The following is a 14,898-nucleotide window of genomic DNA, read 5'->3' as shown; positions in this document are numbered from 1 at the left end:
TCTAGCAGCGCTTTTGTAGCCTGTCGAACAATTTTGGGCGGTTGCCGGTCTTGAGATAGGATTGCCGCAACGACATCAGAAGACCCGATTCGACAAAGGACCATCGATGAGCGCAACCAAGCAAGTTATCGTCGTCGGCGCCGGCATCATCGGCGCGTCCATCGCCTGGCATCTGGCGAAGGCCGGCGCGAAGGTGACGGTCATTGCCGACAGCGGCGCCGGCGGCGCCGCCACGCCGAATTCCTTTGCCTGGATCAATGCCAACTGGGGCAATCCAGAAGCGTATTTCCGGCTGCGCACCCGTTCGATGGCCGAATGGACGCGGCTTGCGCATGACGTGCCCGGCATTCCGTTGAAATGGTGCGGCGGCCTGTGCTGGGACCTGCTGCCGGCCGAGTTGGAAGCCTATGCTGCCGAGCACTCCGGCTGGGGTTATGGCATCGAGCGCGTCGATCGCACGCGAGCCGCCCGCATCGAGCCAAACCTGACCGAGCTTCCCAATTTCGCCCTGTACGTCGCGGAGGAGGGCGTCGCTGAACCGGTCGCGGCCACGCAGGCGCTGCTGACCGACGCCGAGCGGCTTGGCGCGCGAATCGTAGCCGGGGCGGCCGTCACCGCGCTTGTGCAGGCCAACGGCAGGATCACCGCCGTCGATACATTCATGGGACGGATCGCCGCCGACGAGGTGGTGATCGCGGCGGGCGCCGGATCTCCGGCAATCGCCGCGACGGCTGGGATAAAACTGCCGATCGAGACGCCGCCCGGCCTGATCGTCCACTCGCGCCCTTACAAAAAGCTGCTCAACGGCCTGGTGATCGGCGACCGGCTGCACATGCGCCAGACTGCTGAGGGCCGCATCATCGCCGGCTCGGATTTCGGCGGCGCCGATCCGGGCATGGATGCCGAAGCCACCGCTCGCGAGCTGTTTGCGGCGATGAAGAGCATGCTGCGCGGTGCCGACGGGCTGGAACTGGATTTCCACACCGTCGGCTATCGGCCGACGCCGATCGACGGCTTTCCGATCATTGGACGGGCTGAAGGCGTGAGCGGCCTCTATGTCGCGGTCATGCATTCCGGCATCACGCTGGCGCCTGCGGTCGGCCTGTTCGCCGCCCGGGAAATCCTCGACGACGCGCGCGATCCGCTGCTTGAGCTCTATGGGTTGGCGCGTTTTACTCAATAGCCGGGCGGGCGGCGAAAACCGCCGCTCAGCGGCGCTATTGCTCTGGCGATGCCGAGCAGCCGCGATTCGGACCAGCGGCGGCCGACCAGTTGCAGGCCGATGGGCAGGCCGTGGCGGTCCTGCCCGCAGGGCATCGACAGTGCCGGGTGGCCGCTGTAGTTGAACACCGCGCCATAGGCCGGCAGCAGCCAGTAGCTCTGCTCCCTGTCATCGACCTTGATCGGTGTTCCCGGCTCGCAATGCGGAAAGGCCGTGGTCATAGCGACGGGGCAAAGCAAGGTATCGCAATCTTCGAAAAAGCGGTCCCAGGCAAGAATTGACTGGTCGCGGCGGGCGAGCGCCTCGAACCAGCGCGAGACCGGTATCGGTTCTTCTGGCGGCTCCGGCTGCGCAGCCTCCAGCATCATGCCGATCAGCGCACCGCCTTGCGTCAGATCGTCATCCAGGTCGAGCGTCGGCAGTCTTGCTTCCTCGACGGCCGCGCCCGCAGACTTGAGTTGCTCGGCCAAACTTTCGACCGCGGCCCTGATCTCGCCGGCCACCGGGAAACCCGGAAAGGCCGGCGAGAAAGCGATGCGCAGGGTCTTGAGATCAAGCTCCGGCATGTCCTCGACCGGCACCGGGGCAAGATCGGTGTCGCTGCCATCCGATCCTGCAATGATCCCCAGGATCAGCGCCAGATCTTCGACGTTGCGTGCCAGCGGACCGATGCAGGACATCAGCCGCACACTGCGCGGCGCACCATTGGGATCGGGAAAGGCGCCGGCCAGAGAAACGCGATGCTCGGTCGGCTTGAGGCCGTAGACGCCGCAAATGGCTGCAGGCAGGCGGATCGAATCCTGCATGTCGGTGCCGAGTTCGAATGGCGTCATGCCCGTGCAAAGTGCTGCCGCGGCTCCCCCGCTGGAACCGCCGGCGGTGCGCTGGAGATTCCAGGGATTACTGGTGCGGCCGAACAGCGGATTGTTGGACTGCCAGTCGCCCAGCATCGTTGCGACGTTTGTCTTGCCGACGAGCACGCCGCCAGCCGCCTTCAACCTGAGAACGACCGGGCTGTCCTTTCTCGCCACATAATCGGCAAAGGGCGGGAAGCCGACCGTGGTCTTCATCCCCAGTGTTTCGTGCGTGTCCTTCAGCGTGAACGGCACGCCATGCAGCGGCCCGAGAGCGTCGCCGCGAGCCTGGGCTTCGTCGGCTTTCTTCGCTCGAGCGCGAGCCCCTTCCCTGTCGAGCGTGACGACTGCGTTGACCGTCTCATTGTGCCTGTCGATCTCAGCCAGATGCGCGTCCAGCGCTTCCACAGCGGAAATCTTGCGGTCGCGAATGGCGGCAGCCAATTCTGTTGTGGAGGAAAAGGCGAGGTCCATGACCAATGCTCCCGGCAATTTTGGCCGCGCTCGTCTCACCAAATGGCAGATTGCGGCGCGGCTTCAAGCCAAGTTCAGCATTCGAGGTCCAGCGGCGCTTGATCGGGATTGCGCTGCCTTAGGCGACCAGCGGCAACTTAGCCGCGACCCACTTAAGGGACGAGCGGTCATGCCGGGGAAGACCGCTTCGCCTAGATAGGCCGTTCACCGGCACATCGCTTCTAACGTCCCCTGTTGTGCGTCCGCTCATAAAGTTCGCGGATGATCCGGCTCGCCGTGGAATCGAACAAGAACGGCAGGAAAGCGTGAATCAGCGCGGCGAAGGCCGCCATGAACAATCGTGACGAGAACCACGCGGCGAAAGCCATGTGGCCGAAATAGGTTTCGCCCACCGAAGCCGGATGAGAGGTGAAAAGTCTTGCAAGCCGTGCTGTCATGTCGGTCCCTCCTGTCGGGAATGCAGACCCGATGATGAAGAGATTGACACGAATCTCCGGCTGATCGGTCCCAAATCATCCTTGTATTTCCGCAATCGTTGGGACAAGTATCCCACATGGCTCTGGAAATCGATGAGATCGACCGTAGATTGCTGGCCGAACTGCAACGCGACGGTACACTGTCCGTCGACCAATTGTCGGAAAGGGTGTCGCTGTCGCGCAACGCCTGCTGGCGCCGGGTCAAGCGGCTGGAAGAAGACGGCGTCATTACCGGCCGGGTGGCGCTGGTCGATGCGGACAAGCTTGGCCTCGGCCTCTCGGTGTTCATCCTGGTCCGGACCTCCAATCACGATCCGGACTGGCTGCAAAAGTTCCGGGCGGCAGTGAGCGGTTTTCCCGAGATCACCGGCGTCTACCGCATGTCCGGCGACCTCGATTATGTGCTGCGTGCCCGCGTCGCTGACGTGAAGGCTTATGACCGGCTCTATCAGCGGCTGATCGCCAAGGTGGCGCTGTCGGACGTTTCGGCCTCCTTCGTCATGGAGGAGATCAAGGAGACGACGATCGTTCCCGTAGAACTGCGCTGAAGTGGAACTGCGCTGAAAGAAAGCCGTTGATAGCATTGCCGCCGAGTTGACCGAATCGGCGTTGGTAGCGATAGGATCAGCCTCATGCGCGCAGCCCTCTACACTTCCTCCGTCATCGGTCCGGCCGTCGGCTTCGTCAGACTGCCGCATGGCGAAGGCCTGCCGCTTCCCGCCTATGAAAGCCCGGGCGCCGCCGGCATGGATCTGCGCGCTGCGGTGCCGGACGACCGGCCGCTGCTGATCCTGCCGGGAAAACGCGCGCTGGTGCCGACCGGGCTGATCCTGGAGATTCCGGAGGGCGTGGAAGGTCAGGTCCGGCCGCGCTCGGGCCTCGCCTTCAAGCATGGCCTCACCTGCCTCAACACGCCGGGCACCATCGACAGCGACTACCGCGGCGAGGTCAAGGTGCTGCTGATCAATCTCGGCGACGAGGATTTCGCGGTAACGCGCGGCATGCGGATCGCCCAGATCGTCTTTGCGTCCGTGATGCAGGCGACGGTCGAGGAGCGCACATTGGCCGGCGGCACGGTGCGCGGCTCGGGCGGCTTCGGATCGACCGGTACTGCCTGATGAGAATGCCCAAACTCGTCATCTTCGATTGCGACGGGGTTCTGGTCGATACCGAGAACCTGGCCAATCGACGCCTCGCCGATTGGCTCAGCACCGCCGGCTACCCGGCCAGCTTCGAATATTGCCGCAAGAATTTCTCCGGCCGCTCCATGGTCTCGGTACAAAAGGAAGTCGAGGCAACCGGCGTCAGCCTCGGCGCCGATTTCGTCGATCGCTGGAACGCCGGCCTGCCGGACCTGTTCGCGCATGGCGTCGAAGCCGTCCCCTATGTCAGGGAGTTCATCGAAGCCGTGCACGCTGCCGGCATAGCAACTTGCGTCGCTTCATCGGCACGGGTTTCGAAAATGCACATCACGCTCGGCCAGACCGGGCTGCTGCAGCTGTTCGAGCATGCGCTGTTCAGCTCGACCATGGTTTCGCGCGGCAAGCCGTTTCCCGACCTGTTCCTGCATGCTGCAGGCACGATGGGCTTCGCGCCGGCCGACTGCATCGTCATCGAGGACAGCGTCGCCGGGACATTAGCCGGCATTGGCGCCGGCATGCGCGTTTATTCCTACCATGGCGACCCGCATTCCGACCGCGAGGGCCTGACCGAGGCCGGCGGCATCCTGTTCGAGGATATGCGCGAACTTGCCGGGCTGGTGCCGATCCACTGATCTGATATTCGAGCTTGTTATCCGACTGTACGCCCCGGTCGTCCGTGCTAGCTTGCGAACGCTCGACAGTGAAGGCGCCAGCGTATGAATTCCATTCTGCTTCGCTTCATTCTCGCCTGTTTGCTGCTGCCGTGCCTGTGGACTGCGGCCGGCGCCCAAGGCGTCAGTTTCCCGGACCTTGGCAGCGCCGTTCCCGGCCACAAAGACACGACCTATCTCGACCTCGCCAGGATGGTCATTCCCGATCTTGCGGCGGACAAGGACGGCTTCTACCGGGGCTCCATGCCGATCGAGATGCGCCATATCGAGGGTCCGGATAGTGGTGGCCCGCCGCCCGAAACGTCGGGCTTTTCCGATGCTGGCGTGCTCCAGATCAAGGCTGACGGCAAGGATCGGCTGGCCATGCTGTTCGACCTCGGCAGCTCCTCCGACAGCGCCGAAGGTTTTGCGGTACTGGCGCTCTACGATCTTGCCGGCAAGCCGAGATTGCTCGACGCTGTCAATGTCGCCGTCGACTGGAGCACCTATTTCCGCGATCCGGGCAAGCTGCCGATCGGGCCCAGCGATGACGCCATCATCACCCTGAGCACGCATTTCAATTCGAGCCAGGGCTATGTGAGCACGCCGCTGGTCCTGGTCCGCGACGACAGGTTCGAACTGATCGACATGATCTATACGTTCGACGAGTCCCTGTGCACCTACAAGCGCACGCAGCAATTGGCGTTTCAGACCATTGCGGACGGCCAGCCCTATGCGGCCATCAAGGCGACGGTGACCGATGCCACAGTGCCGAATGGCGAGAGCTGCGACGATCCGGCGCCCGAGGCTTCCTCGCGCGACATCTCCGTCACCTACCGTTGGATCGGGACCGCCTACGTCAAGGGGTCCGACGCACTGGACAAATTGGCAGGAGAGAACGCCAATCGCTTCTGAACCAATTGCATTCGTTTGCCCGGCGCGCAGTGGCGGGATAAAATGCGCTTCGCACTCTGGGAGCATCCATGGACAAGGGTAAAATCTTTCGCGACCTGCACAGCTCGATCTTCGTCATGCCCAACCCTTGGGACGTCGGCACGACGAAACTGCTGGCTTCCTTCGGTTTCAAGGCGCTGGCGACGACCAGCGCCGGCTTTGCTTTTTCGCGCGGCCTGCCCGACGGCGCGGTGACCTTCGAGGCGATGATCCACCACTGCCGCGAGGTGACGGCGGCGACCGGCCTGCCGGTCTCGGCCGATCTCGAAAAGGGCAAGGGCGACAGCGCGACAAGTGCATCCGAAACCATCTTCGCCGCCGAGGCAGCGGGCCTAGCCGGCTGCTCGATCGAGGACCACACCGGCGAGCCCGACAAGCCGATTTATGATTTTTCGCATGCCGTCGAGCGCGTCGCCGCCGCAGCGGAGGCGGCACGGGCGCTGAAGCACGATTTCGTCTTCACCGCGCGGGCTGAGAATTTTCTATGGGGCAAGCCCGACATCGACGACACCATCAAGCGGCTGCAGGCCTTCGAGAAGGCCGGCGCCGACGTGCTCTACGCGCCGGGCATCAGTGACATCGAGACGGTGCAAACCGTCTGCTCGGCACTGACCAAGCCGGTCAACGTCATGGTGAGGCCCGGTTTCACCATCGCCGATCTTGCCCTGGCAGGGGTCAAGCGCATTTCGCTCGGTCCCTGGCTGACCAATTTCGCCTTCGGTATGCTGGAGACGGCGGCGCGCGAGATCCAGCAGGACGGCACCTTCGGCTTCACCCGCACCGCCATGCCGTTCGGCAAGCTGCAGGCGTTGTTTGCCGAACCCAACGCATGATGCTCACCGTCGTCGACATGCACACCGGCGGCGAGCCGCTGCGGATCGTCACGGGCGGTTATCCGCAGATTCCGAAAGGCACGATTCTGGGAAAGCGCGCCTATGTGCGCGACCACCTCGACCATCTCAGGAAGATCCTGATGTTCGAGCCGCGCGGCCACTACGACATGTATGGCGCGCTGCTGGTTGAACCCGACCTGCCCGGTGCCGACCTCGCCGTGCTGTTCATGCACAATGAGGGCTATTCGACGATGTGCGGCCACGCCATCGTCGCGCTCGGCCGCTATGCCGTCGACGAGGGGCTGGTGGCGCGGCAGGAGCCGGTGACGACAGTCAATATCGAAGCGCCATGCGGGCTGGTCGTCGCCTCAGTCGAGGTGCAAGACGGCAAGGCAGGTGCTGTGTCGTTCGAAAGCGTGCCGGCCTTTCTGTTCGCCCGCGACCAACAGATCGAATTGCCGGGTTACGGTGCGATCGGCTTCGACATCGCCTATGGCGGCGCCTTCTATGCGCTCGCCGAGTGCCGCCAGTTCGGGCTGGAATTCGGCAGGAACCGCGTGCGCGATTTCGTCGATGCGGCGACGGCGCTGACCGGGAAATTGAAGGCCGAGTTCCCGCTGTCGCATCCCGACCATGCCGACCTTGCCTTTCTCTACGGCACCATCCTGACCGACGGACAGGACGTATTCTCCGATAGCCCGACCAAGAGCATCTGCGTCTTCGCCGAGGCCCAGGTCGACCGTTCGCCGACCGGCTCGGGCGTCACCGCGCGGCTGGCGGCAATGCATGCCAAGGGCGAAATCGCCGGCCAGACGCGGCTGTTCGAGAGTATCGCCGGCTCGCGCTTTTCCGGCAGCGTGGTGAGGACCGCGAAAGCCGGGCCGCATGACGCCATCATCGCTCGTGTCGGCGGCCGCGCCTTCTACTCCGGGCGGGCCGAATTCATCGTCGAACCCGACGACGAGTTGGGGCGCGGTTTTCTTTTACGCTAGCGCCGGGGTGTGCTGAGATTCAGGTCAGCCCGCGCTGAGAATGGTGGGTTCCGAGAACCGGAACGGAGCGTAACATTTGGGTGCGTACCGGAGCACAGGAAACCGCATTCGTAAGCCGGCATTCACCTGAATATCAGCACGCCCTAAGCCGCTTCCCGCGCCGAGATCGCCTTGTGCAAATGCACCATCATGGCGGCGGCGAACAGCGGCGTCAGAAGGTTGAGCAGCGGCACGGTGAGGAAGGCAGCGACAACCAGCCCGGCGAGGAACACCGTGACGGCATGTTTTTTGCGCAACGCCCGTGCCTCGGCCTCCGGGCGAAAGCGCATGACGGCGAACTCGAAGAACTCACGCCCGAGCAGATAGCCGTTGACGATGAAGAAGGCAGCGATGTTGATGCCCGGCACCAGCAGAAGCAGCAAAGCCACGATGTTGCCGACGATGACGACGCCGAAGAATCTTATCGCCAGCACCATCGAACGCAGTGCCGGCATGGCGCGGCCGGGCGGGTCATTGGGATAGTCGGTGCGCTCGACCACTTCAGCGACGTCGTCGAGAAACAGGCCGGCGATGATCGCCGTCACCGGCGCGATCAGCAACGCCATACCCAGCGCGAGACCGATCTCGGCGACGATGACGCCCAGCCATCCGGCCCAGGACGGCAGGCTAGGCAGCCATGCGTCGATCCATGGCCAGGCCAGCCATTCGAACAGGCCCTCGATGGCGAACCACAGCGCGGCGAGCGCCAGCAAGGTCAGGCCCAGCGTTTTCACGAACACCGAGCGGAATTCGGGTGAGAACAGCCGGCTGGCGGCGGCGCGGGCGGCGTCGAGGATCACAGCGTTTCCAATTCCATGGCTGGTATCTCCGAGGCAGGCGGAGAGAGAACAAGGCACGCACAGCGTGATGCAGTGCATCTGCCGTTCTTCGACCAGATCAATAGATCCCGACCCTAGGCAAAGCCGCATCAAATCGCTAGACCCGCCCGCGGCCGGCGTGCCAGAAAGCCGGTGGTTTTCGCGGAGACATCATTGATGCCGAACTATGACGTGCTTTGTATCGGTAATGCCATCGTCGACATCATCGCCCAGTGCGACGAGGCATTTCTGGAGACGAACGGCATCATCAAGGGCGCGATGAACCTGATCGACACGAGGCGCGCCGAGCTGCTCTACAGCCGCATGGGCCCGGCCATCGAAGCCTCCGGCGGCAGCGCCGGCAACACGGCGGCAGGTGTCGCCAGTTTCGGCGGACGCGCCGCCTTCTTCGGCAAAGTCTCGAACGATGCGCTCGGCGAAATCTACGCTCATGATATCCACGCGCAGGGCGTCGCCTTCGACACCAAGCCGCTCAACGGCGAACCGCCGACGGCGCGCTCGATGATCTTCGTCACGCCGGACGGCGAGCGCTCGATGAACACCTATCTCGGCGCCTGCGTCGAGCTCGGACCGGAGGATGTCGAGGCAGACAAGGCTTCGGGGGCGGCGGTCACCTATTTCGAGGGCTATCTGTGGGACCCGCCGCGCGCCAAGGAAGCGATCCGGCAGACGGCGAAGCTAGCGCATGCCGCCGGCCGCGAAGTTTCGATGACGCTGTCGGATTCGTTCTGCGTCGACCGCTACCGCGACGAGTTTCTGGAGCTGATGCGCTCGGGGATCGTCGACATCGTCTTTGCCAACAGCCACGAGATCAAGTCGCTCTACCAGACTGCCTCCTTTGACGAGGCGCTGGCGCAGATCCGCAAGGACTGCAAGATCGCCGCCGTCACCCGTTCGGAAAAGGGCTCGATCATCGTGCGCGGCGGCGAGACCGTCACCGTCGAGGCGACCAAAATCCGGGAACTGGTCGATACCACCGGCGCCGGCGACCTCTATGCCGCCGGCTTCCTCTACGGCTACACGCAAGGGCGCAGCCTGAAGGACTGCGGCGATCTCGGCTCTCTGGCGGCCGGGCTGGTCATCCAGCAGATCGGGCCAAGGCCGAGGCAGAATTTGCGCCACGAGGCCGAGCAGGCGGGGCTGATTTAGGGCGGCGACGTCTCTTCCTTCCCCATTATCGTGGAAGAAGGAAGAGGCGCTCGCTGCCGAACCGTTCCTCAAGCCCCCGCCGTATACGCCGCGATCGCCGCCATGTTGACGATGTCGCTGTCCTTGGCGTTGAGCGAGACGATCTGAACCGGCTTGTCCAAACCGACCAGCAGCGGGCCGATGACGGTCGAGCCGCCGAGTTCCTGCAGCATCTTGGTCGAGATCGAGGCCGAGTGGAAGGCCGGCATGATCAGCACATTGGCCGGGCTGGTCAGCCGGATGAACGGATATTGCGCCATGGCGCGCGCGTTGAGCGCCACGTCGGCGGCCATCTCGCCGTCATACTCGAAATCGACGCGCCGCTTGTCGAGGATGCGCACCGCTTCCTGGACGCGTTCGGAGCGCTCGCCCTGCGGGTGGCCGAAGGTGGAATAGGCAAGCATAGCAAGCCTTGGCTCATAACCCATGCGGCGGGCAAAGCCGGCGGCTTCCTCGGCGATGTCGGCGATCTGTTCGGCATTCGGCATATCGTGCACGGCAGTGTCGGCGACGATGACGGTTCGGCCCCGCGCCAGCACGATCGAGGCGCCGATGACGCGGTGGCCGGGCTTGGCGTCGATGACGCGGCGGATGTCGTCGAGCGCCGTGGAATAGTTGCGGGTCACGCCGGTGACGATGCCGTCGGCGTCGCCCAGCGCCACCATGCAGGCGGCGAAATGGTTGCGATCGTTGTTGATCAGGCGCTGGCAGTCGCGGAACAGGAAGCCCTTGCGCTGCATGCGCTCGTAGAGATAGTCGGTGTAGACGCCGTTGCGGCGCGACAGCCGCGCATTGATGATCTCGATGCCTTGCTTGTTCAGCTCGATGCCGGCGTTCCTGGCGTTCTCCTTGATGATGTCGTCACGACCGAGCAGGATTGCGGTGCCGAGCCGCTGGTTCACATAGGAGACGGCGGCGCGCATCACCTGCTCCTCCTCGCCCTCGGCGAAAACGATGCGCTTGGGCTGGCGGCGCACGCGGTCGTAGATGCGCTGCAGCGTCGAGGCGATCGGGTCGCGGCGGGCGGAAAGCTCCTGCGCGTAGCGGTCGAGGTCGAGGATCGGCTTGCGCGCAACGCCGGACTCCATCGCTGCCTTGGCAACCGCGATCGGAATGGCAGAGATCAGGCGCGGATCGAACGGCACCGGGATGATGTAGTTGGGGCCGAATTTCGGCCGCATGCCCTGATAGGCGGCGGCGACGTCGTCGGGCACGTCCTGGCGCGCCAGTTCGGCCAGCGCCCGCGCCGCGGCGATCTTCATGTCGTCGTTGATGGTGGTGGCCCGCACATCCAGCGCGCCGCGGAAGATATAGGGGAAGCCAAGCACGTTGTTGACCTGGTTCGGATAGTCCGAACGCCCGGTGGCCATGATGGCATCGATGCGGATTTCGGCGACTTCCTCCGGCGTGATCTCGGGATCGGGATTGGCCATGGCGAAGATGATCGGCTTCTCGGCCATCGACTGCACCATCTTGGTGGTCAGCGCGCCCTTGGCCGAGAGGCCGAGGAACACGTCGGCGCCGTCCAGCGCCTCGGCCAGCGAGCGCGCGTCGGTCTTGACGGCATGCGCCGACTTCCACTGGTTCATGCCTTCGGTGCGGCCCTGGAAGACGACGCCTTTGGTGTCGCACAGGATGATGTTCTCAGGCGCAAAGCCCATCGCCTTCATCAGCTCGATGCAGGCGATGCCGGCAGCACCGGCGCCATTGCAGACCATTTTCGTGGTCTTCATGTCGCGGCCGGTGATTTCCAGCGCATTGATCAGGCCGGCGGCCGAGATGATGGCGGTGCCGTGCTGGTCGTCATGGAAGACCGGTATGTCCATCAGTTCGCGCAGCCGCTGCTCGATGATGAAGCATTCCGGCGCCTTGATGTCTTCAAGGTTGATGCCCCCGAAGGAAGGGCCGAGGAAGCGCACGCAATTGATGAACTCTTCGGCATCCTCGGTGTCGACCTCGAGATCGATGGAATCGACATCGGCGAAGCGCTTGAACAGCACCGCCTTGCCTTCCATCACCGGCTTGGCGGCCAGCGCGCCGAGATTGCCGAGGCCGAGGATAGCGGTGCCGTTGGAAATGACGGCGACCATGTTGCCGCGCGTCGTGTAGTCGAAGGCGCGGCTAGGATCCTCGGCAATGGCAAGGACGGGAACCGCAACGCCGGGCGAATAGGCGAGGCTGAGGTCGCGCTGGGTGGCCATCGGCTTGGTGGCGACGATCTCCAGCTTGCCGGGCCGGCCCATGGCGTGGAATTCCAGCGCCTCCTGCGCACTGACGGAGGGTCCGGGGTTTTCGGTTTTCCTGGCCATGATGCTTTCGATTTCCTCGCCCATGCAGCACCTCGTTGAGACGGGTGCAATGCTTTCTTTTGTGGAACGTTCGGGATTAAGGCTACACTTCGCTGCTGTAAACCGCCAAGCATGGCTTGGGGAATTTGGAAGCAGCTTCTTGAACGACGAAACGCCCATTCGCAGCGACAGCGCCACGCCGGCCTTTGCGCCGGCGACGCCGATGATGGAGCAGTATATCGAGATCAAGGCGGCGAACCCGGATTCGCTGCTGTTCTACCGCATGGGCGATTTTTACGAGCTGTTCTTCGACGACGCCGAGAAGGCGAGCCGGGCGCTCGGCATCGTCCTGACCAAGCGCGGCAAGCACCAGGGCCTCGACATCCCGATGTGCGGCGTGCCGGTGCATGCCGCCGACGACTACCTGCAGAAGCTGATCGGCCAAGGGTTTCGCGTCGCCGTCTGCGAGCAGATCGAGGATCCGGCCGAGGCGAAGAAGCGCGGCGGCAAATCGGTGGTGCGCCGCGACGTGGTGCGACTGGTGACGCCCGGCACCATCACCGACGACAAATTGCTGGCGCCGTCGGAATCGAGTTTTTTAATGGCGCTTGGCCGGGTCAAGGGCGGGGCGGAACCAAAAGGCGGGGAGCGCGGCAGCGCGACAGGGAACCAAGGAAGTTTTGCATTGGCCTGGATCGAGATCTCGACCGGCGCCTTCCGCGTTGCCGAGACCACCGCCGACCGGCTGCTCGCCGATGTCTTTCGCGTCGACCCACGCGAGCTGATCGTCGCCGAACCGGTGTTTTACGATCCCGAACTGAAACCGGTGTTCGATGTGCTCGGCCGCGTCGCCAATCCGCAGCCGCCGAGCCTGTTCGACTCGGCGTCGGCAGCCGGGCGCATCGCCCGTTTCTTCGAGGTGGCGACGCCGGACAGTTTCGGCACGTTTTCCCGCGCCGAGCTGTCGGCGATCTCAGGCGCCATCGCCTATGTCGAAAAAACGCAGAAGGCCGAACGGCCGCCGCTGTCGCGGCCCGAGCGCGAGGAGCAGGGTTCGACGCTGTTCATCGATCCGGCGACACGCGCGAATCTGGAACTGCTGCGCACCCTTTCTGGCAGCCGCGAGGGCTCGCTGTTCAAGGCGATCGACCGCACGGTGACCGGCGCTGGGGCGCGACTGCTCGCCGACCGGCTGATGGCGCCGCTGACCGACCCGGCAGCAATTGGCGCAAGGCTGGATTCGGTGTCGTTCTTCCGGTCCGAGACACGGCTGTGTCAAGCGGTGCGGGCGAGCCTGAAGAGCGTCGCCGACATGCCCCGCGCCCTGTCGCGGCTGGCGCTCAACCGCGGCGGCCCGCGCGATCTCGGCGCGCTGCGTGCCGGGTTCGAGGCGGCCGGCACTATTGCCGAACTGTTTGGGACGACCGCCCTGCCGCAGGAACTGGCGGCGGCGCTGGCGGCGATCGAGGCGCTGCCACGCCCGCTGGCCGAGCATCTGACGCAGGCGCTCAGTGACGAGCTGCCGCTGCTCAAGCGCGACGGCGGCTTTGTCCGTTCCAGCTACAATGTTGAACTCGACGAGATGCGGGCACTGCGCGACGAATCGCGCAAGGTGATCGCCGGGCTGGAGCGCTCGCTGATCGACGAAACCGGCATCCGCTCGTTGAAAATCCGGCACAACAATGTGCTTGGCTATTACATCGAAGTCACCGCCAACCACCATGCGATCATGACGAGCAGCGACGGCGCGAAGGCGCGCTTCATCCACCGCCAGACCATGGCCAATGCCATGCGCTTCACCACGACGGAACTGGCCGAGCTGGAATCGAAGATCGCCAACGCCGCCGACCGGGCGCTGGCGATCGAGCTTGTCGCCTTCGACAGGCTGACGGCGGAGGCGGTCGGCCAGGCGGACAAGATCCGCGCTGGAGCCGATGCGCTTGCCGTGCTCGACGTGTCGTCGGCACTTGCGCTGCTTTCCGAAAGCGAGGCCTGGTGCCGGCCCATCGTGGACGCAAGCCTCGCCTTCGCAATTTCGGGCGGGCGGCATCCGGTGGTGGAACAGTCGCTGCGGCGTTCGGGCGAAGGACCGTTCGTCGCCAATGATTGCGATTTGTCGCCGGAAGGCGATGCCAAAAACGGCGCGATCTGGCTGCTGACCGGCCCCAATATGGGCGGCAAATCGACCTTCCTCAGGCAGAACGCGCTGATCGCCATCCTCGCCCAGACCGGCTCCTTCGTGCCGGCGACATCTGCCCATATCGGCGTCGTCGACCGGCTGTTTTCACGTGTCGGTGCCTCGGACGATCTGGCGCGCGGCCGCTCGACTTTCATGGTCGAGATGGTCGAAACGGCGGCGATCCTCAACCAGGCCGGCGAACGCGCACTGGTGATCCTCGACGAGATCGGCCGCGGCACCGCTACCTTCGACGGCCTGTCGATCGCCTGGGCGGCGGTCGAATATCTGCATGAGAAGAACCGCTGCCGGGCGATCTTCGCCACCCACTTCCACGAGATGACGGCGCTGGCCAGCAAACTGGCTCGACTGCACAATTTCACTATGCGGGTCAAGGAATGGGAGGGCGACGTGGTCTTCCTGCACGAGGTCGGCAAGGGTGCCGCCGACCGCTCCTATGGCGTGCAGGTTGCGCGTCTGGCCGGCCTGCCGGAAGCGGTGGTCGGGCGGGCCAGGGAAGTGCTGCACCAGCTGGAAGCGGGCGAGGTTTCGGGCAAGGCCAACCGGCTGGTCGACGATCTGCCTTTGTTTTCGGTGGCGCTGAAACAGGAAGCGCAAAAGCCGGCAAAGAGCGATGGGCTGAGCGCGGCGCTAGGGGAGATCAATCCCGACGAGATGACGCCGAGGGAGGCGCTGGAGGCGCTGTATCGGCTGAAGGCGATGGCGGGGAAGTAAGTAGCTGGGCCTCGTCCGATAGCGCTCTACGGCGCC

The 14,898-nt window shown here is 64.2% G+C and carries 13 protein-coding genes; 9 read left to right on the top strand and 4 right to left on the bottom strand.

From position 1 onward, the window contains the following. Nucleotides 1-106 precede the first annotated feature (106 nt). Nucleotides 107-1,183, top strand: coding sequence for an NAD(P)/FAD-dependent oxidoreductase (locus tag NKH36_RS02155; RefSeq protein WP_352959818.1), 1,077 nt, complete (start codon nt 107-109; stop codon nt 1,181-1,183). Here NKH36_RS02155 and NKH36_RS02150 read toward each other — a convergent pair. Beyond that, nucleotides 1,177-2,550, bottom strand: a complete 1,374-nt coding sequence (locus tag NKH36_RS02150; RefSeq protein WP_352958611.1) for an amidase — start codon at nt 2,548-2,550, stop codon at nt 1,177-1,179. The two genes, NKH36_RS02155 and NKH36_RS02150, sit on opposite strands and share 7 nt — an antisense overlap. Nucleotides 2,551-2,771: 221 nt before the next feature. After that, nucleotides 2,772-2,987, bottom strand: coding sequence for a DUF6356 family protein (locus NKH36_RS02145; RefSeq protein WP_095483023.1), 216 nt, complete (start codon nt 2,985-2,987; stop codon nt 2,772-2,774). A 116-nt stretch (nt 2,988-3,103) separates the two neighbouring features. Here NKH36_RS02145 and NKH36_RS02140 point away from each other — a divergent pair, with 116 nt between their 5' ends. The 6 genes from NKH36_RS02140 to NKH36_RS02115 all read left to right on the top strand — a co-directional run bounded on the left by NKH36_RS02140 (nt 3,104) and on the right by NKH36_RS02115 (nt 7,597). Continuing rightward, nucleotides 3,104-3,574 carry an Lrp/AsnC family transcriptional regulator gene (locus NKH36_RS02140; RefSeq protein WP_352958613.1) on the top strand — a complete coding sequence of 157 codons (471 nt, stop codon included), beginning with the start codon at nt 3,104-3,106 and terminating at the stop codon, nt 3,572-3,574. 84 nt (nt 3,575-3,658) lie between these two features. Beyond that, nucleotides 3,659-4,144 (top strand): dUTP diphosphatase, encoded by a 486-nt coding sequence (dut, locus tag NKH36_RS02135; RefSeq protein WP_258120698.1) that lies wholly within the window; start codon nt 3,659-3,661, stop codon nt 4,142-4,144. Next, nucleotides 4,144-4,800: an HAD family hydrolase gene (locus tag NKH36_RS02130; protein WP_352958614.1), complete on the top strand. Its 657-nt coding sequence runs from the start codon at nt 4,144-4,146 to the stop codon at nt 4,798-4,800. Before dut ends, NKH36_RS02130 begins: the two co-directional genes overlap by 1 nt. 84 nt (nt 4,801-4,884) lie before the next feature. Continuing rightward, nucleotides 4,885-5,733 (top strand): hypothetical protein, encoded by an 849-nt coding sequence (locus NKH36_RS02125; RefSeq protein ID WP_352958615.1) that lies wholly within the window; start codon nt 4,885-4,887, stop codon nt 5,731-5,733. 68 nt (nt 5,734-5,801) lie between these two features. Further along, a complete protein-coding gene (locus NKH36_RS02120; protein ID WP_352959817.1) occupies nt 5,802-6,605 on the top strand; it encodes an isocitrate lyase/PEP mutase family protein in 804 nt (267 codons plus the stop codon). Then, nucleotides 6,602-7,597: a proline racemase family protein gene (locus NKH36_RS02115; RefSeq protein ID WP_352958456.1), complete on the top strand. Its 996-nt coding sequence runs from the start codon at nt 6,602-6,604 to the stop codon at nt 7,595-7,597. The genes NKH36_RS02120 and NKH36_RS02115 overlap by 4 nt, the downstream gene beginning before the upstream one ends. Nucleotides 7,598-7,740: 143 nt before the next feature. On the opposite strand, the gene NKH36_RS02110 is transcribed toward NKH36_RS02115, so the two are convergent. After that, nucleotides 7,741-8,436, bottom strand: a complete 696-nt coding sequence (locus tag NKH36_RS02110; protein ID WP_352958455.1) for a sulfate transporter family protein — start codon at nt 8,434-8,436, stop codon at nt 7,741-7,743. Nucleotides 8,437-8,631: 195 nt separating this feature from the next. Between NKH36_RS02110 and NKH36_RS02105 the strand changes: the two genes are divergently transcribed. After that, entirely contained in the window at nt 8,632-9,624 is a 993-nt protein-coding gene (locus tag NKH36_RS02105) for an adenosine kinase (protein WP_352958454.1), read from the top strand. 68 nt (nt 9,625-9,692) lie between these two features. Here the strand turns inward: NKH36_RS02105 and NKH36_RS02100 are convergent, their stop codons facing one another. Then, on the bottom strand, nt 9,693-11,972 hold the full coding sequence (locus NKH36_RS02100) for an NADP-dependent malic enzyme (RefSeq protein WP_352958474.1): 2,280 nt from the start codon (nt 11,970-11,972) through the stop codon (nt 9,693-9,695). A 202-nt stretch (nt 11,973-12,174) separates the two neighbouring features. Between NKH36_RS02100 and mutS the strand changes: the two genes are divergently transcribed. Then, on the top strand, nt 12,175-14,862 hold the full coding sequence (mutS, locus tag NKH36_RS02095; protein ID WP_352958473.1) for a DNA mismatch repair protein MutS: 2,688 nt from the start codon (nt 12,175-12,177) through the stop codon (nt 14,860-14,862). The last annotated feature ends 36 nt before the right edge of the window (nt 14,863-14,898 follow it).

This window comes from Mesorhizobium sp. M1312 (assembly GCF_040318115.1).
In the GTDB taxonomy this organism is placed as follows: Bacteria; Pseudomonadota; Alphaproteobacteria; order Rhizobiales; family Rhizobiaceae; genus Mesorhizobium.
This window is presented reverse-complemented; position numbering and strand designations above follow the sequence as displayed.